Annotated in this window: 13 protein-coding genes and 1 pseudogene; 12 read left to right on the forward strand and 2 right to left on the reverse strand. The window is 44.1% G+C overall.

Annotated elements, in window-relative coordinates:
* Window positions 1-6: 6 nt before the first annotated feature.
* The gene (gpmI, locus tag D1151_RS08975) at window positions 7-1,530 is read right to left on the reverse strand and encodes a 2,3-bisphosphoglycerate-independent phosphoglycerate mutase (RefSeq protein WP_202620409.1); all 1,524 of its coding nucleotides are present in this window, start codon (window positions 1,528-1,530) and stop codon (window positions 7-9) included.
* 89 nt (window positions 1,531-1,619) lie between these two features.
* On the opposite strand from gpmI, the gene addA reads away from it, so the two are divergent.
* The 4 genes from addA to D1151_RS08995 all read left to right on the forward strand — a co-directional run bounded on the left by addA (window position 1,620) and on the right by D1151_RS08995 (window position 10,260).
* Entirely contained in the window at window positions 1,620-5,087 is a 3,468-nt protein-coding gene (gene addA / locus D1151_RS08980; RefSeq protein ID WP_161908679.1) for a helicase-exonuclease AddAB subunit AddA, read from the forward strand.
* Complete coding sequence (locus D1151_RS08985; RefSeq protein ID WP_161908680.1) at window positions 5,080-5,937, forward strand: patatin family protein; 858 nt, start codon at window positions 5,080-5,082, stop codon at window positions 5,935-5,937. Before addA ends, D1151_RS08985 begins: the two co-directional genes overlap by 8 nt.
* A gap of 31 nt (window positions 5,938-5,968) precedes the next feature.
* Window positions 5,969-8,677 carry an AAA domain-containing protein gene (locus D1151_RS08990; protein WP_202620410.1) on the forward strand — a complete coding sequence of 903 codons (2,709 nt, stop codon included), beginning with the start codon at window positions 5,969-5,971 and terminating at the stop codon, window positions 8,675-8,677.
* Window positions 8,678-8,922: 245 nt separating this feature from the next.
* Window positions 8,923-10,260 (forward strand): MATE family efflux transporter, encoded by a 1,338-nt coding sequence (locus D1151_RS08995; protein WP_243151191.1) that lies wholly within the window; start codon window positions 8,923-8,925, stop codon window positions 10,258-10,260.
* 594 nt (window positions 10,261-10,854) lie between these two features.
* Here the strand turns inward: D1151_RS08995 and gdhA are convergent.
* Entirely contained in the window at window positions 10,855-12,201 is a 1,347-nt protein-coding gene (gdhA, locus tag D1151_RS09000; RefSeq protein WP_160200719.1) for an NADP-specific glutamate dehydrogenase, read from the reverse strand.
* Window positions 12,202-12,729: 528 nt separating this feature from the next.
* On the opposite strand from gdhA, the gene mgtE reads away from it, so the two are divergent.
* From mgtE to ftsE, 8 genes and pseudogenes are all read left to right on the forward strand, one after another.
* Window positions 12,730-14,130: a magnesium transporter gene (mgtE, locus tag D1151_RS09005; RefSeq protein ID WP_160200718.1), complete on the forward strand. Its 1,401-nt coding sequence runs from the start codon at window positions 12,730-12,732 to the stop codon at window positions 14,128-14,130.
* Between the two features lie 19 nt (window positions 14,131-14,149).
* Window positions 14,150-14,995: an NAD(P)H-hydrate dehydratase gene (locus D1151_RS09010; protein WP_160200717.1), complete on the forward strand. Its 846-nt coding sequence runs from the start codon at window positions 14,150-14,152 to the stop codon at window positions 14,993-14,995.
* Window positions 14,996-15,013: 18 nt separating this feature from the next.
* A complete protein-coding gene (locus D1151_RS09015) occupies window positions 15,014-15,370 on the forward strand; it encodes a type II toxin-antitoxin system PemK/MazF family toxin (protein ID WP_160200716.1) in 357 nt (118 codons plus the stop codon).
* A 72-nt stretch (window positions 15,371-15,442) separates the two neighbouring features.
* Window positions 15,443-16,261: a transketolase gene (locus D1151_RS09020; RefSeq protein ID WP_161908681.1), complete on the forward strand. Its 819-nt coding sequence runs from the start codon at window positions 15,443-15,445 to the stop codon at window positions 16,259-16,261.
* Entirely contained in the window at window positions 16,261-17,190 is a 930-nt protein-coding gene (locus tag D1151_RS09025) for a transketolase family protein (RefSeq protein ID WP_161908682.1), read from the forward strand. Before D1151_RS09020 ends, D1151_RS09025 begins: the two co-directional genes overlap by 1 nt.
* Window positions 17,191-17,402: 212 nt before the next feature.
* Window positions 17,403-17,840 carry a protease complex subunit PrcB family protein gene (locus D1151_RS09030; RefSeq protein WP_161908683.1) on the forward strand — a complete coding sequence of 146 codons (438 nt, stop codon included), beginning with the start codon at window positions 17,403-17,405 and terminating at the stop codon, window positions 17,838-17,840.
* Window positions 17,841-17,953: 113 nt separating this feature from the next.
* Window positions 17,954-18,727, forward strand: coding sequence for a hypothetical protein (locus D1151_RS09035; RefSeq protein ID WP_160200712.1), 774 nt, complete (start codon window positions 17,954-17,956; stop codon window positions 18,725-18,727).
* Between the two features lie 107 nt (window positions 18,728-18,834).
* Window positions 18,835-19,509, forward strand: a pseudogene (gene ftsE / locus D1151_RS17345) (cell division ATP-binding protein FtsE); the annotation flags it as partial.
* Between the last annotated feature and the right edge of the window lie 175 nt (window positions 19,510-19,684).

The following is a 19,684-nucleotide window of genomic DNA, read 5'->3' on the forward strand; positions in this document are numbered from 1 at the left end:
AAGGAATTATTTTATTAGGCTCTTTCCGGTCATTTCTTCCGGAATGGAAAGTCCCATCAGACGCAGCATAGTCGGTGCGATATCGCACAGTTTGCCGCCGTCAGCAAGATTAACCGGATTTTTCGCAATATGTACAAGCGGAACGGGATTCAGAGAGTGGGCAGTGACCACATTACCTGCTTTGTCGACCATACAGTCGGCGTTGCCGTGGTCTGCAGTCAGAAGAATCTGACCGTCTTTGGCAAGTACAGCATCGACAATTTTTGGCACGCATATATCTAAGGTTTCGATTGCTTTGACGGCAGCGTTCATGATACCGGTATGTCCTACCATATCTGCATTTGCGAAGTTCAGGATGATACAGTCGTACTTGTCTGCTTCAATCTGTTCCAGTACCCGTTCTGTTACCGCAAGGGCGCTCATCTCAGGCTGAAGATCATAGGTGGCAACCTTCGGAGAAGGTACCAGAATCCGATCTTCGCCGTCTGCAGGCGCTTCGATGCCGCCGTTAAAGAAAAAGGTTACATGGGCGTATTTTTCGGTTTCGGCAATGCGAAGCTGGGTAAGTCCCAAAGACGCAATGTAATCACCGAAGGTATTTTTTAGAGTCTGCGGCGGGAAGGCGACTTCTACATTTGGCATGGATGCATCGTACTGGGTCATGCAGACATATTTTAAATTCTTGATGGTCTTTTTGCGAGGGAAGCCATCGAAATCGGGATCTGCAAAGGCACGGGTGATTTCTCTTGCTCTGTCCGGACGGAAGTTAAACATAATCATGGCGTCATCATCGTTTACTGTGCCGGCGCCGGTAACGGTTGGCAGAACAAATTCGTCATTTTCATCCCGCTGATAAGCAGTGGTTACTGCACTGCAGCCTGTAGCGGCAGAAAGACCCTGTCCCAGCGTCATGGCATCATAAGCTTTTTCGACTCTGTCCCAGCGTTTATCTCTGTCCATAGCGTAATACCTGCCAGAAATTACAGCGATTTCGCCAACTCCCAGTTGGTGCATGTGATTTTGAAGTGCTTCGATATACTGATTTGCACACCTTGGAGGAACATCGCGACCATCGAGGAAGCAGTGGACAAGTACCTTGGAAAGCCCTTTCTTTTTCGCCATGGTAAGGAGGGCAAAGAGATGGCTGATATGACTGTGGACACCGCCATCGGAAAGAAGTCCCAAAAGGTGCAGCGTAGAATCGCAGGAAAGAGCGTGCTCCATTGCTGTATTCAGCGCTGGATTTTCAAAAAAATCTCCATCCTCGATGGATTTTGTGATTCGGGTAAGTTCCTGGTATACGATACGGCCTGCGCCGATATTCAGGTGTCCCACTTCGGAATTTCCCATCTGCCCTTCGGGAAGCCCTACGGAAAGACCGCTGGCTGATAAACTGGTCTTCGGATATTTTGAAAAAATCATATCCAAGTTGGGCGTTTTAGCGGCGGCAATGGCGTTGCCAGCCCTTTCAGGGTTGAGCCCAAACCCATCTAAAATCATCAGCATGGTTGGTCTATTGTTTATATACATAAATTCATCTCCGTTTCTAAGATTCTTTCTTCATTATAGCAAATTTTTTGGTATAATGGAATAAGCAGTGATAAAATATGGAGGCAGATATGGCTTGGACCAAAGAACAGCAGCTGGCAATCGACCAGCGTGATAAAAATATATTGGTAGCGGCAGCAGCGGGATCGGGGAAGACCGCTGTTTTGGTAGAGCGCATTAAAAAACTTGTTATAGAAGAAGGCGTGCCTATCGACCGGATGCTGATCGTAACCTTTACCAATGCAGCGGCAGCAGAGATGAAGGAGAAAATCCGTAAAGCGCTCATCGAAGAAATCGATAAGGCGCCAGAACAGGCAGGTAAGCTGAGAGAACAGCTGGCGCTGCTTGCAAGAGCAAATATCAGCACTTTCCACGCCTTTGCCCTGGATGTCATTCGGCGTTTTTTTTATCAGGCAGAGATTGAGCCGGGCTTTTCCATCTGCGACGATGCGCAGAGGACGATTCTCAAAGAGGATGCCATGGATTTGCTGCTGGAAAACTGGTTTGCAGCCGATAGCGAGGAGTTTTATGAATTTCTCAACTGGTATTCCGGTGATCGTAACCAGAGTAAAATCCGCGCCATTTTGGAAGAAGCATATAACGTGCTGCAGTCTCTTCCTTATCCGTGGCAGTGGCTGGACGAAAAAATTGGGCAGCTTTCCATGAATGAAGAGGAAATGAAGGCTTCACCTCTGATGGCGTATATCTGGGATTTTATTGAGGACTCTGCAGAAAAGGCGCTGGAATACGCACAGCGCAGCGCTGATCTGCTGGATGAGGCAGGTCTTTGCCGAATGGCAGAAAAGGTTGCTTTGGAGGAACTGCCTCAATATCAGCATATTGCAGCGCTTGCCGTGCAGAAAGCCTTTGAGGAATTGGGAGAAGCAGCGGCGGCGTTTAAGAGCCTGCGCCTGACTGCAAAAAAAGATGAGAAAGAGGACTATGCCCTGATCAAGGAGCAGGTTGCGGCATGCCGAAAGAAAGCCGCTTCTTTGATCGATGAAATGCAGAAGACCTTTTTCCTTGCACCTCTTTGCGAGCAGGTTATGGAAATGAACAAGACTGCGCCGATGGCGAAAACTTTGCAGAAGCTGCTTCTGGATTTTGACGGAATTTTTAAAGCGGCGAAGGCAGAAAAAAAGCTGGTGGATTTCAACGATATTGAGCATTTCTGCCTGGAAATTCTAAAGGAGCCCCAAGCAGCAGAGTTTTACAGAAACAAATTTCAGTATATTTTTATCGACGAGTATCAGGATACCAATATTTTGCAGGAAGAGATTATCTCCAAGATTAAGCGAGAGAATAATTTGTTCATGGTAGGCGATATTAAACAGAGTATCTACAAATTCCGACTGGCAGAGCCGGAGATTTTCAAAGAGAAGTATATCAGTTATGGAAAAGAGAACGCAAATTCCATTAAAATTGATCTGAATAAAAATTTCCGAAGTAAGCCGGTGATTCTGAAAGAAATTAACAAGATTTTTACAGGTGTTATGGAGGACTATAATGAGGAGGCAATGCTCTATCCTGGTCTTGACTACGACGGAGAATACAGTTATCTGCCTGAGGTCAAGGTAGTGGATGTTGCCACAGTGGACGCAGGCGATGAAGAACTTGCTAATTTGAAAAATGCCGAAATTGAAGCCCTTGCCGTCAGCCGGATCATCAAGGAAAATCTGGGAAAACGGTTTTATGACCATAAGGCAGGCAGGGAGCGGGAAATCTGTCTTCGCGACATCGTAATCCTCATGCGCGGCGTGCGAAATTATGCCGATGTATTTTATCAGATTTTAAAGCAAAACGGCATTGAAAGCTTTGTGGATGACAGCGAGGGCTACTTTGACACGATGGAAATCAATGTGTTCATGAATCTTCTATCGGTAATAGACAATAAAATGCAGGATGTGCCATTAATCAGCACACTTCACGCTGAAATTTTTGGTTTTTCCTCTGAGGACTTGGCGCTGATTCGTGCAGCCCACAAGGAGGGAACCTACAGCCAGGCTTTTTCGGCTTACGCAGAGAGCGGAGCAAATCAGGAACTTGCACAAAGGTGCAGAGAGGTTCTTGCAAAGTTAAAAGAATGGAAAACCATGGCAACATCGTTGCCCCTTGGAAAATTTATCTGGAATCTGCTTTTGGAAACCGGATACTATGTCGAAATCGGCGCCATGCCCAGCGGTACGCAGAGGCAGGCAAACCTTCGTGCGCTGGTCGATAAGGCGGAAAGCTACAGTAAGGATAGACAAAGCTCCCTTTACAGCTTTGTCCGGTATATCGAGGCGGTGAAGCAGCGAAAAGTCTCCATGGGGCAGGTAAAGCTGGTGGGAGAAAACGACAATCTGGTGCGCATTATGACGATTCATAAAAGTAAAGGGCTGGAGTTTCCTATGGTTATCGTCAGTGGCATGGGTCGCAGACTCAATTACACCAAGATGGGAAGCGGCATAACGTTGCACAAGGATATTGGTGTCGCAATGACTCTCAGCGATTATGAAGGCCACTGGTACAAACAGACCCTGCTTCAACGGCTTTTGCAGAAACAGGTCCATAGAGAAGAGGTGCAGGAGGAAATCAGAATTCTGTACGTGGCTTTAACCCGCGCAAAGGATATTCTCTATATGACGGGAACGGTTAGGGATGGAGAAAAGTTCCTTGCAGCCAGGGAAAGCGCTATGGGAGGTGATTCTATGTACCTGTCCATGGCAGATCAGGCTTCTTCGCTGGAAATGATCAATGCCAATCTGCTTTCAGGTGGGCAAAGTGAGGAACCGATATATTTTGTAAATCCGATGAGCCAGACAATTTATGACGGAGAGGTTTCGGAGGAAGAAGGATTGAGGGTCTTGGGAAAACTGAATTTCTCCTATCCTTATGAACATGCCAGGAGTCTGAAATCCAAGTATTCGGTTACGGAACTTAACCGAAAGGCAGAGCTGCTGGAGTCCTCCTTTGTGGAAGAACTAGCGGTGCCGAAGTTTCGGCAAGGTGAAAAAAAGCTTACTGCAGCGGAGCGAGGTACTGTATATCATGGAATTATGGAGCGAATTGACTTCGCAGCGGCGGCCAGAGAGGGCATAGATTATCTGAAAACTGCTGTCGCAGAAATGATAGAGCAGGAAATTTTTACAGCGGAAGAAATTGCAGCAGTAAGGCTTTCGCGGATTACGGACTTCTTTGAAAGCGAACTGGGAAAGCGCTGCGCAAAGGCGTTTGCTGCGGGTAGTCTGCAGAGAGAAAGACCGTTTAACCTGCAGATGGAGATGGATGGAGAAAATGTTATCGTGCAGGGTATTATTGACTGCAGTTTTGAAGAGGAAGACGGTCTGGTACTGTTTGATTATAAAACCAACTGGATTGATAGAGAAAAGCCTTTTGAACAGGAAGCGGACAGACTGCGGCAGATGTACAGGCAGCAGATTGCCATTTACTGCTGCGCACTTGCAAAAACTTATGGAAAGCCGGTAAAGGAAGCGTATCTGTATTTGTTTGGCGCCGGCTGCGGTATTGAGATGAAATTGGAGGGGAAGTATGAGTAAAGGACTGGTAATTGAAGGAGGCGGCATGCGTGGGATCTTTGCCGCCGGTGTTTTAGATTGTTTTTTGGACGCGGGAATTCGCTTTGATAACGTCATCGGCGTGTCGGCAGGCGCGTGTCACGGCTGCAGCTATGTGGCAGGACAGAGGGACCGGGCGCTTGCAGTCAACCTGGATTATCTCGATAGAAAAGAATACTGCAGTCTGCATAGTTTGCGGACGACAGGAGACTTGTTTGGGGCTGAATTTATTTATCATACGATTCCAGAGCAGCTGTATCCAATTGATAACGATGCGTTTACTGCAAGCGGAATTAAATTTCAGCCGGTAGTCACAAATTGCGTAACTGGTGAAGCTGAATATCCTGTGGTGGGAGATATGTTTCGCGATGTGGAATGGGTGAGGGCGTCGGCATCGCTTCCTTTTCTTGCCAATATGGTAGAAATCGGCGGCGGACTTTATATGGACGGTGGCATTTCAGATTCTATTCCGCTGGCGCAGTCCATCCGGCAGGGAAACGAAAAGAATATAGTGATTCTTACAAGACCCAGAGATTATCGAAAAAAGCGGACAAATGGCATGCTGCTGAAGATGATGAAGCGGAAATACAGGGATTATCCGAATATGGTTGCGTCTTACGAAAAGCGGGCGCAGACTTATAACCAGTCACTGGAACTTGTGGCGGCTGAAGAAGAGACCGGAAGAGCTTTTGTGATTGCACCGATGGGGGATTTGGATATAGGAAGAACAGAGCGGAACCCGGAAAAAATGAAGAAGGCTTACCGGGAAGGGTATTACGTGACGGAGGGTCTTTTGGAGAAATTACAAAAATATTTGCAGGAATCCAGATGAGAGGAGGAAAGCAATAAATGCAAGACATCGTATGATTATTATTAAAGGTGAAATAAAGACGTCTGAAGTAATATCGTGCAGATATAATGACAGCGCTCAGAAATGGAATGTGAAATTTTGCAATGGCAAAATCTATTCCTATGGGCATGCCAATGTTGAAATGCTCAGTGATCCTGTGGTTTTGAACCCGAATATGTATCAAATCAGCAGAGAAGGACGTGAGCTTTTTGATATTGCGTCGATATCTGTGTTTAACGGTGTCAGTGATACGTATTGGCACATTTGCTTTGGAAATGGCAGCGAAAGGGATTATCAGCAAAGTGAGCTGAATATTACTGAATCAGTTTTAAATAATAAACAATCCAAAAGTGTATTTGAGTATTTAAAACAAATTGCAGGTCTCAGTGATATTAAAAATGAAGAAACAGGAGAGCGGTTATTAGCAAAGCGGTTTGAGGAAATCTCTTTTGTAAGTCCTGATGTGGCGTTAGCAAAGTATCTGGAACCATCTGAGTTAGAGAAAGATGGGGTAAATCAGGAGTATATACCAATTTTTCCTTTTGGATGCAATAACAGTCAGTACAAGGCTGTGAAAGCAGCGATGGAGAATCAGATTAGTGTGATTCAGGGACCGCCGGGAACAGGGAAAACACAAACGATATTGAATATTATTGCCAATATACTAATGGATGGAAAAACAGTTCAAATTGTATCTAACAATAATTCTGCTACGGAGAATGTGTATGAGAAGTTAGCTTCTTCAAAGTATAATCTTGGATTTATAGCAGCAACCTTGGGCAGCCAGAAAAATAAACAAGAATTTGTCAGAAATCAAACTACGAATTATCCTGATTTTTCATCCTGGAAATCAAAAGAGGAACCGGACGTTTTAAAGAAAAGAATAGAGGCGCAGTCTGTTCAGCTAAAAAAGGGTTTTGATAGTCAGGAAAAACTGGCATGTCTGAAACAGGAATTATCCCAAGTGGTCACAGAATTGAAATACTTCAACCAATATATTGAGGATTCAGATATTGATATAGAAGGTATAAAAATTAAGAAAAAAATACCTTCAAAGTCTTCTATGATGCTATGGCAGGAATGCCAGTTGCTTGCTGAATCAAATAAACGAATTGGACTTTTATTTAGAGTAAAAACTTTTTTGAAATATGGAATCGCAGATTGGAATTTCTATAAACAGGATATGAGAAAGATAATATCTGCATTTCAGGCCATGTATTATCGTGAAAGACAGGCGGAATTGTCAGCAGAAATTGCAGAACTTGAAACAACTTTGAGCAGAATGAATCGGGATTTGCTTGAAAATTTATGCAATCAGTCGATGCTTGCTTTAAGAGATAGAATTGCCAGAAGGTATAGCGCCAGTGAAGAACGTAAAATTTTCAGTGAAGATGATTTGTGGAAAAAGTCGAGGGAATTTTTAGCAGAATATCCGGTTATATTGAGTACGACATTTTCTTCGCGGACTAGCTTGAATTCGGATGTAGTGTATGATTATCTTATTATGGATGAGGCATCACAGGTGGATATTGCAACCGGTGCGCTGGCGCTTTCCTGTGCAAGAAATGTTGTTATCGTAGGTGATACCAAACAGCTTCCCAATGTTGTTACAGTGGATACATCGGCTGAAGCGGAGGCTATATTTGACTGTTTTGATGTTAATGAGGGATACCGATATACGAAGAGTTTTTTGCAGTCTGTTTTGGACATTCTTCCAGATGTCCCACAGACATTGCTCCGGGAACATTACAGATGTCATCCTAAAATAATCGATTTTTGCAATCAGAAATTTTATCGAGGCGAGCTTATCATAATGACAGAGGATAAAGGTGAATCGGATGTTTTAGCTGTGATGAAAACGCCCGCTGGTAATCATGCGAGAGGTCATTATAATCAACGTCAGATAGATATCATTAAAAAGGAAATCATGTCTGCAAGCAATCTGAATCCGGATGAAACCGGAATTATAACGCCTTATAAAAACCAGGTAGAGGCTTTAGACAGAGAACTTACCGGTATTGATATCGCTACAGTACATAAATTTCAGGGGAAAGAAAAGGAGAATATTATTATTTCTACAGTGGATGATGTGATATCTGATTTTGCAGATGATCCATACTTGATGAATGTCGCAGTATCAAGAGCAAAAAAGAGATTGATATTGCTTGTGACCGGAAATGAACAGATGAAAGAGCGCAATATAACTGATTTGATTGATTATATTCAATATCATAATTTTGAAGTTGCAGAAAGCAAAGTGCATTCTATCTTCGATTATCTCTATAAACAGTATACTGAAGAGAGAAAAAGCTATCTGGAGAAGCACAAAAAGGTATCTCAGTTTGATTCGGAAAATTTAATGTATTCATTGCTAGAGGAAATCATCGCTGACAATCAGTATGCAAAGCTAGATATAGTCTGCCATTTTCCCTTAAACATGTTAATCAAAGACACAGGATTATTAAATGAGCAGGAACGTCAATACATAATGAATCCGGCAACTCATGTGGACTTCCTGATATATAACAGAATCAGCAAAAGACCTGCGCTTGTGATTGAAGTAGACGGATACGAGTATCATAAAGAAGGTACGCAGCAGGCGAGTAGGGACTTATTGAAGAATCATGTGTTAGAATTATGTGGAATTCCGTTTTTGCGATTTAAGACAAATGGAAGTGGTGAAAAGGAACAGATTATAGAGATGCTGGAGAAACTTGGATAATAATTCTTTTGCAAAAGAAGGCGGGAATGTGGAAAATGATGGGAATTGACAAAGGGTTTTGAAATCATAGTTGTAAATTGTACAAAAATAGATACAAAATTTTGTCGATTTTCATATTGTATTTACTGCATCTTCCGATTATACTTATAATCGGAAGCGGATATGCTGATAACTGAAAACGGGTGAGTACCTACCGTATGCAGGCTAGTCTTGTATACGGTTTTTTTGAGAGGAGGGCGAAAGTTTTGGAAGAAAGAATAACGAATGAAAAGGTTTTTATGATTCTGGTCAAATTCAGTTTGCCTTTAATTCTCAGTGGTATTTTGCAGCAGCTGTACAGCTGGGTAGATGCGTTCATCGTAGGGAATGTAGAAGGTGAAAATGCACTGGCTGCAATCGGCGCGACGGGTGTAATCATCGGATTTTTTGTCATGGTGATGACAGGTTTTACGGGTGGCCTTGGCATTTTATTTGCGAGAAAATATGGCGCAGCAGAAACGGACCGGCTTTCTGCTATTTTATCTACCTTTCTTTTTGCGGTCGGCGGGGTGTTTCTGGTTCTTTCCGTGGCGGGAGTAGCCCTGTCAGGAGCGATGCTCAGACTTCTCAATACGCCTGCTGAAATTTTTGTGTTGTCAGAGCGGTATTTGCAGCTGAGTTTCATTGGCATTCCTTTTCTAGCAGTATATAATGTGTATTTTGCGGCACTTCGCGCAATTGGCGATAGCAAAGCACCTTTTTTTGCGATTCTGCTTTCTTCGGCGGTTAACTTCGTGCTGGATGTGCTTTTCGTGGCGGCAATGGGCTGGGGCGTTGTCGGTGCTGCGCTTGCGACAACGGTGGCACAAATCTTGATGACGATATTTATCATTTGCTATGCCGCAAAGAAACACTCAATGCTGCGTTTTTCTCTTTCTCGCGGAAGGACGCTTGTGGATAGAAAAATGCTGAGGGAAGGACTGCGACTTGGAATTCCACCGATGATTCAAAGCAGCGTCAATGCTCTTGGAAATATGGTTTTGCAGAATTTTATGAATGGTTTTGGCACGCAGACGGTGGCGGCAATTACGACAGCATACAGAGTGGATACGGTGGCGCTACTTCCGGTGGTACATATGGGGACTGCGATTTCGACGATGGCTGCTCAGTCTGACGGTGCAGGTGACAAAAAAAGAATTTTTCGCTTTTTTAAGGCGGGGACGGCTCTGGCGGCGGTTATCTCCGTGGTACTGACGCTGTTTGTTGTATTTATGGGGCAGTACCTGGTGTCCATGTTCGGCGTTGGTGAGGAAGCCGCGTTGATTGGCGGCAATTTCTTCCGCAGATTTGGCTGTTTCTATCCGATTTATGGATTTTGCATGGCATTTCGCGGCGCACTGGAAGGTATTGGTGATGTGGCATATTCCAGCGTCATTGGTATTGTTGCGCTGATTTCACGTATTATCATGTCCTACACACTAGTCGGACTTTGGGATAATATGGTCATCGCTTATGCAGAAGGGTTGTCCTGGTGCGTTATGCTGGTGCTGTACTTTGTGCGGTTTGCGGTAAAGCGGAGAGATCTAGGTGTGCAGGGCAGGTAAATAAGGCGTGCGAGATGAGGAGAGGAGACTAGACTTTAACCTAAAACGGATTTTTGATAAAAAAGTGTATAAGCGGATGCCCAAATCTTAACCGAAAACTAGAAAATACTAAAAAAATGTATAAGAATGATGCGAGGGATTCTCTTTCATACTTACAAAGATGTCTGCTGAAGTGATTTTTAAGCAGAAAACTTGCTTTTTTTGCAAGGTTAATGGAGATTTACGAAGTATCTTGCAAAAAATGTAAGACATGCGAAGGGAGAAGCCGATGTATTTATACACTTTTTTAATAAAAACACAATTTGGGTTAAACTTATCCTACTGGAGTTAATCAAAAGAGGACTGCGAAATGCAGTCCTCAATTTTGTTTTTGGAATATTGTTTGCTCGGGCAGGAGCCATTATACGACTAAATCCTTGCCAATCGAACTTCGCACAGAGTGCTTGTTCTCTTGGGGATTAGCCGTAGAGTGCCACGCGCTGAAGTGCTGCACTCCTGACAGGGGACCTACCTGCAATTCGCTTTGCTCGTTGGGTTAGGTCTCCCAAAGCATAAGGTTTGCTTAACTGTTCGCTCTGCTCGCAGAGCAAATCATTATACAATACCCTGAGCCATCATAGCTTCTGCAACCTTTTCGAAACCAGCGATGTTTGCGCCCTTGATCAGGTCATAGCCCAGACCGTATTTTTCACAAGCAGCAGCAGCGTTCTTGTGGATGTTAACCATGATAGTTTCAAGCTGTTCGTAAACCTGAGCAGGGGAGAATACAGTGTGACCTGCGTTCTGTCCCATTTCGATGCAGGAGCAAGCTACGCCGCCAGCGTTTGCAGCCTTGGAAGGTCCAACGATTACGCCGTTTTCCTGCAGGTATTCGATTGCTTCGTTTGTGGTCGGCATGTTAGCACCTTCGCAGAGGAACTTACAGCCGTTAGCGACCATAGTCTTAGCATCTTCGATGCGGATTTCGTTCTGTGTTGCACAAGGGATGTACAGGTCAGCCTTAACTTCCCAAGGTTTCTTGCCAGCGTAGAAAGTAGCGCCAGGGAACTTGTCTGCATAAGGTGCGCAGATGTTCTTTCCGGAAGCTCTCAGTTCGAGTAAGTAGTCTTCTTTTTCACCTGGAGTTACGCCGTCTGGATCGTAGATGTATCCGTCTGGTCCGGAGATAGTGATAACTTTAGCACCCAGCTGGTTCAGCTTCTGTACTGTACCCCAAGTAACGTTACCGAAACCGGATACTGCAACGGTTTTGCCTGCCAGTTCTTCGCCGCAGTGTTTCAGCATTTCTCTTGCGAAGAATACGATACCGTAGCCGGTAGCTTCTGTTCTTCCTGCAAGTCCGCCATAAGCAAGACCTTTACCGGTCAGAACGCCTTCGTATCTGTTGCTCAGTCTCTTGTACTGTCCGAAGAGGTAACCGATTTCTCTTGCGCCAACGCCCATGTCACCAGCAGGAACGTCAGTGTGAGGTCCGATGTGTCTGTAAAGCTCAGTCATGAAGGACTGGCAGAATCTCATAACTTCAGCATCGGATTTTCCAGTAGGATCGAAGTCAGAACCACCTTTGCCGCCGCCGATAGGAAGACCGGTTAAGCTGTTTTTGAAGATCTGTTCAAATCCCAGGAACTTGATGATGCCAGGATATACGTTAGCAGCGAAACGCAGACCGCCTTTGTAAGGTCCGATTGCGCTGTTGAATTCATATCTGTAACCTCTGTTTACCTGAACTTTACCTTCGTCGTCAACCCAAGGAACTCTGAAGCTGATGCCTCTTTCTGGCTCGATCAATCTTTCGATCAGACCAGCTTCAACGTATTCAGGATGTGCTTCCAGAACAGGCTCGATGGAAGTTAATACTTCTTCTACAGTCTGAATAAATTCTGGTTCACCAGGGTTTCTTTTCTTAGCGATTTCAATATACTGATCAACTAATTTTCCCATTTTAATCTCCTCTTTTCTCTTATTAAACTTTAGAAATTAGTGTTACAAGATGTTATAATATGGTTCTTGTTTCTTCCAATATAACACTTTGACATTTTTTAGTCAACCCTTTCAGGGTGGAAAGGATTGGTTTTTTTAAAGAACAATCCTGACATGGAAATGACTGAAATTTCAACGATTTTAAGATGTGGTAAAAATTTACAAAATCATTTTGACGAATGCAGATTCTTATATGAAAGTTTGTCTGCCGGGTATGAGGGAATGTTATACAAAGTTTTTTTCTAAAAAGGTTGCAAGCACGAGCTATTTCGAGGTATAATTAACTGTTAAAGAATGTCTATACATATAATTATGAAGGGAAGTGAAGACATGGATAATGGGCCTACGTCCAAACGAAGTATCGACGCATTAACAAAAACAAAAGAATCCTTGGCTTCACTGGCCGGATAAAATCCTCGCACTAGCGGTATTTTTCTGGGTTCAGTAAGAACAGCCAGGGAAAATACAAGTGAAAGTGAGGAATGACAGATGGATAACAGAGTCATTATTGACGCAGATGTATTGTGGGAAGAATCCTTTGAAAAGATATTAGAACTCCTTGAAAACAAACGATATTTTCAGGCGAGAGATGAACTTCTCAAATTTAATGCAGTAGACATTGCCTACATGCTGGAAGATATCACGGAAGAAACCGATATTGATATGACAATCATCCTTTTCCGGCTGCTTCCAAAGGATGTTTCTGCAGAAGTCTTTTCAGAACTGTCTACTGATAATCAAGTAGAAATTGTAAATGTAATCACAGATAAGGAAATCGATTTTATTTTACAGGAACTGGACTTCGACGATAAAATCGATATTCTGGAGGAACTGCCCGCCAATATGGTGGACAGAATTTTAGAAAAAACACCGAAGAACGAGAGAAAGCTGATCAACACTTTTCTCAATTATCCGGATAACAGCGCCGGCAGTCTGATGACGCCAGACTATATCAGTCTGCGCAAGGAGTGGAATGTAGCGCAGGCGCTGGAACATATCAAAGAAGTAGGCATGGATGCAGAAACCATCTATACCTGCTATGTCAGAGACAACGGGCGAAAGCTGCTTGGCATTGTATCTTTAAGTACGCTGGTAATTTCCAGTGATGACACCAAGATTATGAACATTATGCGCACAGACTATGTGTATGAGAATGTATTTGATGACCAGGAAGACGTCTCTGAAGATTTTAAGAAATACGGATTTTTGGCATTGCCTGTTGTGGACAACGAGCACCGTCTCGTCGGAATTATTACTGTCGATGATATTCTGGATGTAATGGAAGAAGAGGCGACTGAAGATATCGAGAGAATGAACGGTGTCATTGACTTTGAGAATTCCGACAAGGGATATCTGGACAAGTCGGTCATGCAGCATGCCCTGAACCGGCTGCCATGGCTTGTAATCCTCATGGTTGCCTATGTGTTTACAGGCATGCTGATTACAGGCTTTGAAGGAAGGCTTTCTGAAATCATCTGCCTGGTGGCGTATATGCCGATGCTGATGGGAACTGGCGGAAACACAGGCTCTCAGGCGGCAACGCTGATTATCAGAGGTCTTGCCACCGATGAGGTGGATACTTCTGATGTGTTTAAGATTTTATGGAAAGAAGTGCGTATAGGAGCCCTTTTGGGAGCTGTTTTAAGTATCATTAATTTTGGACGAATTATCTGGCTTGACGGCAATGATTATAGTGTAGCATTGACAGTTTGCCTTGCGATGCTGTTCATTGTGATCTTTGCAAAGGTGCTTGGCAGCATGGTGCCGCTTCTTGTAAAAAAACTCAATCTGGACCCGGCGCTCATTGCAAATCCTGCTATTTCATCGGTTTCTGATATTGTGGCGCTGAGCATTTATTTTGTGATGGCAATGGTTATTTTAGGTTTATAAAGATAATGGGATTAAAAAAATGCAAATAACAGGTTTAACGGACAAAAATTTTGTCCATACTGTAATTAGAAGACGCCCCAAAGACGTACATAAAGGAAGCTGCGGCAAAGTACTGATTGTTGCAGGAAGCAGAGAAATGGCAGGCGCCGCCGTGTTCTCTTCCAAAGCAGCCATCAAATGCGGCAGCGGTCTGGTTAACGTCTGTACGAGGAGAAAGATTTTTTCGATTATACAAATTTCTGTACCGGAAAGCATCTGTCTTCCATGGGGAAAAGCAAAGAGGAACCTGGCAGGCTACGACGCCATTGCAGCAGGTCCGGGGATGGGAGTTGATAGAAGAACCAGAGAAATCCTGAAAAGGATATTAACCGAATACGCAGGTACGTTTATCATCGATGCTGATGGACTGAACACCATAGCAAAGGATGCAAAACTGCAGGTTTTGCTCAGAAGTACCAAAGCCAGGGTTATTCTGACCCCGCACATAGGGGAGGCGGGAAGGCTTCTTGGAAAGCAGATCAAAGGCTGTGCCAAGGAAGAAATCGGACAGGCTCTTTGGGAAAAATTTCACTGCGCTGTTATCGTAAAAGGTGCAGATACACTGGTGGCTCTTTCCGGCGGCGATGCATATATTAATACTACAGGTAATCCGGGCATGGCGACTGCCGGTGCAGGGGATGTTCTTACGGGAATCATCGTATCCCTGGCAGGGCAGGGTCTTTCTACAGACGATGCAGCCAGAGCAGGAGTATTTGTACACGGTATGGCGGGCGATATGGCCGCAGAAAAAATCGGTCAGCATGGTCTTACTGCCAGTGATATTGCAGATTACGTACCTTTTGCTTTAAAAGAAATTATCGATTAAGACAAGGAGTGTTGGACTTTGATAGTAAAAAAGGGAGACCTTTATTTTGCGGATCTAAGTCCCGTAGTCGGCTCCGAACAAGGGGGTATCAGACCAGTACTTGTAGTTCAAAATGACGTAGGAAATAAATTCAGCCCAACCATCATTGTGGCTGCCATTACATCGCAGACAAAGGCAAAATTGCCGACACATGTGGAACTTGCCGCCGCCGACGGCGGACTTAGCAAAAATTCAGTTGTGCTTTTAGAACAGCTTCGCACCATTGATAAGCGAAGACTGAAGGAGCATATCGGTACGCTCAGTGAGAAACAGCTGCCTACAGTAGATCAGGCACTGTCTGTGAGTCTGGGCATTACCGAGGCTAGAAATCACTGAAAAATAACAGCTTTGATTTACGCGAGAGCCGGGATTTCCGGCTCTCTATAAATAAATATAATGGAGGATAAGATGGACAAAAAACAATTGGAAACACTGGCGGCGAAAGTCAGAATTGACGTAGTCCGCGCAATACATAGTGCGGCTTCCGGCCATCCCGGAGGCTCCCTTTCAGCGGCTGATATCGTGACAGCGCTGTATTTTAACGAAATGAACATAGACCCGGAGAACCCCAAAAAGGAGGACCGGGATAAATTTATTTTATCCAAGGGACATGCAGGCCCTGTGCAGTATGCAGCTTTGGCAGAACGCGGATACTATCCGGTTTCTGATATGATGCGCTTGCGTAAGCTGGGAAGCAATTTTCAGGGACATCCGAATATGCACAAAGTGCCGGGCATTGAAATGTCTACTGGATCTTTGGGCCAGGGCATCTCTGTCAGTGTCGGCATGGCGCTGGCAAATAAAATGGACGGAAATCCGGGCAGAATCTACACCCTTTTAGGAGATGGAGAACTACAGGAAGGTCTGGTCTGGGAAGCAGCCATGTCTGCAGCACATTATAAGCTTGACAACATGGTGGCTATCGTAGACTTTAACGGTCTGCAAATCGACGGAAAGAACGACGATGTTATGACCGTAAAGCCAATCGACGAAAAATTTGCGGCCTTTGGCTGGAATGTAATTGTCATTGACGGACATGACTTTGATGAAATACTGGATGCTTTTGCAAAGGCGAGAGCCTGCAAGGAAAAACCGACTGTAATTATCGCAAAGACCCATAAGGGAAAAGGCGTTTCCTTTATGGAAGACAATCCAGGCTGGCATGGCAAAGCCCCAAGTGATGAAGAAGCAAAGCTTGCAGTAGAGGAACTGGGAGGTGAATGGTAATGGCAGATAAGATGGCAACAAGAGCGGCTTACGGAAAAGCTTTGGTAGAAATGGGGGCAGAAAATCCGAATCTGGTTGTAATGGATGCGGATTTGTCTAAGTCTACTATGACCGCTGAATTTAGCAAAACTTATCCAGATCGGTTCTTTAATATGGGAATTGCAGAGCAGAATCTTTATGGAACGGCTGCTGGTCTTGCACTATCGGGAAAAGTGGTCTGTGCGTCTACTTTCGCAATGTTTGCAGCAGGCAGAGCCTTTGAGATTATCAGAAATTCCATCGGTTACACCGGCGCAAATGTAAAAATTTGTGCAACCCACGCTGGGATTACTGTAGGAGAAGACGGCGCAAGCCATCAGACTTTTGAGGACCTGGCGCTGATGCGAACTATTCCGGGCATGACGGTAGTGAATCCGTCCGATGGTGTCAGCGCAAGAATGCTGCTAAAGCAAGCAGTCGGCTTTGAGGGACCTTGTTATGTAAGACTGGGAAGAGCGGCGGTTCCTGTGTTCTACGATGAAACGGCGGAAATCAAACTGGGAAAGGGTAATGTCCTTCGTCCGGGCAGAGACGTGACCGTCATCGCCACAGGCATTATGGTTGCAGAGGCTATGGAAGCAGCTTCTCAGCTGGCTGAAGAGGGTGTCGATGTGCGCGTGATTGACATGCACACCATCAAACCGCTAGATGTAGATTTGGTCGTGGAAGCTGCAAAGGAAACAGGTAAAATCGTAACCGCAGAAGAACACTCCGTCATCGGTGGTCTTGGCAGTGCAGTTGCAGAAGTGCTCTGCACAAAGCAACCTGCGAAGATGATTATGGTCGGTCAGCAGGATACATACGGAGAATCCGGAAAACCTGATGAACTGAAAGAAAAATATGGTATGACAGCTTGTGATATTGTAGCAGCAGTCAGAGAGATTTATTAGAATATAGATGCCAGCGTTAACAGAAAAATGATTAACGCTGGCATTTTTGTGTCGATGATGTGTTAGGTTCATAAGTGTTGTGCAAGGAGCCTTTGCTTTCAGCCGTTTTCCAAAGCTTTAGGTGCGCTATAGCGGAGTTATTGCAGTAAATTTGCATATTTTTAGGGGCTGTCTCATACAGTGCTAATAGAGCAGAGAAAGGAGATGGCCTTATGAAAAAGGAGATAATTGCCATTGCGGTAGCGGCGATTTTGCTGATTGGACTCATAGTGGCATTTGGACTAAAATCCGGAGAGACTAGCGTAAAATTTGAAAAGGTTTCGGAGAAAGTGATGCCTAGAGAACTGGAAGCGGACATTTTGCCGGAATATAGGGATTTAGAACGAGCGCTTGCTTGCAAAGTAGGTGGTGAAATCTACATCATCGTAACAAGAGGGGAAAAGCCGACGGCGGGCTACGAGGCGGAAATTGATAAGCTTACCTTGGAAAACAAGGAGGATAAGAGCAATTTAGTCGTTTATGCAACCTTTGCGGATCCGGCAGAACCTGAGAATATGGCACAAATTAGCTGTTATCCTATTGCAGTGGTAAAGACGGATTTAAAGGGACTGCCAGATACTATTGAGCTTAGAGCAGAGTATGCAAAATAGAGGGCTCCTTCCTTGCACAAGGGAATTTTGTAATTAAATTACAAAATTCCCTTGATTTTACTTTTCGTTGGATGTATACTGTAGTTACGATTTGAAGAGTAAAGAGGAAAATTATGCTGGAGAGAACTTTTATTAGAATGCAGGACAGTAAAGAGAATGACGAGTGGAAGAATCCGCAGCAACTGAATATCGGAGTGACTGGACTTGGTCAGAGTGTTGGAACAACCTTTGTTGCAACTTCTCTGGCCTTTTATTTTGTTGGTATGGGGAATAGTGTGACATTTACACAATGTTTGACACCCAGCAGATGCAATAGTCTTCTTTATGATGCGACAGCTATGGATCAGCGCTTTAGCAACAGGCAGTTTCACGATGTTTATAGGCTGATTTTGGAGAATAAACCAGCGAGGGGAAAGAAAAATATGGAGAAAGGAATTAACTGGATTTTGCCGACACCTTGGATTTTGGAGCAGGGGAAAGACCTTGACGGCGTCCAGCAGGCCAGACTAATTCAAAGTGCAAAGGGGGAAATCTGTATCTTTGATTTTGCGGCGGAACAGTCATGGGACAGTCATCTGCCGGACATGGACAAGCTGATTATCGTAGCTGATCCTATGCCATCGAAGCTGATTCGCCATAAAGAACGGTTCCAGCGTCTAAAGACCATAGAACTTTCTGGCATTGCTGCTGACTGGGTTGTGAACAGGAGTAACAGTGGAGTTAGCCGCAGACAGATTGCTGCATATTTAAAAAATCGAAAGTTGCTGTGGATACCCCAGTTTGCCCCAGAATTGTTTTATGCTGACGAATTTGCATGCCGCTTTTCATGGGAAAATAAAGAAATAAAAAGTAAACTTTTGGACATTTTCACAAAATTTTCACAGTAATCGACAGAATATGTCCTATTTTGCCTTTAAAAACGGGTCGAAATATAGTATAATTTAGATGTGTGTGTAAAACACAAAATACAAAATTTAAAACGAAAGGGATCACTATGATAACATTCGACAATGTGACGAAAACATATAATACGAACATTGGTCTTGAGAATGCAAGTATCCATATTAATAAGGGAGATTTCGTTTTCCTTGTAGGACCCAGCGGTGCAGGGAAGTCTACATTTATCAAATTAATCCTGAAGGAAATTGACGCTGATTCTGGAAGTATCGTGGTTGACGGGCAGGAAGTTACGACTTTGAGCAACCGTGAAATTCCGGGTCTTAGAAGAAAAATTGGCATCGTATTTCAGGATTTCAGGCTATTGCCTAAGAAGACTGTATATGAAAACGTAGCATTCGCTATGGAAATCTTACATAGACCAAAGAGACAGATTAGAAAGAAAGTGCCACAGGTTTTGAGCCTTGTGGGTATTAGTGATAAGGCGGATAAGTATCCTGATGAGCTTTCTGCAGGAGAGCAGCAGCGTGTTGCTATTGCAAGAGCAATCATCAATAATCCGACTGTGCTCATTGCAGATGAACCGACCGGAAATCTGGACCCGGACACTGCAGCAGAAATTATGGATTTATTAAATCAGATTAATATTACGGGAACGACCATCGTTATGGTAACGCATGCCAAGGATATCGTAGACCGTATGCAAAAGCGTGTTGTAGCGATTGAAGGTGGGCATATTGTTAGGGACGAATTCGGACAGTACGGCTTTGAAGAAGAGTCACAGGGCTTTGCAGAAGAAATTTTCGAAGAAAAATCCTACGGTTATGAGCCCGCGGATTATGAGTTTGAGCCTTTTGATTACAAATCTACTGCAGCATGTCGACAGGCATATGAATACAAGGTGGAAGAAACGGAGCCGCTGCTTGTTGCTGAACCCGAAATTGAGA

It is taken from the genome of Emergencia sp. 1XD21-10, from assembly GCF_009936045.1.
Taxonomy (GTDB): domain Bacteria; phylum Bacillota; class Clostridia; order Peptostreptococcales; family Anaerovoracaceae; genus Senimuribacter; species Senimuribacter intestinalis.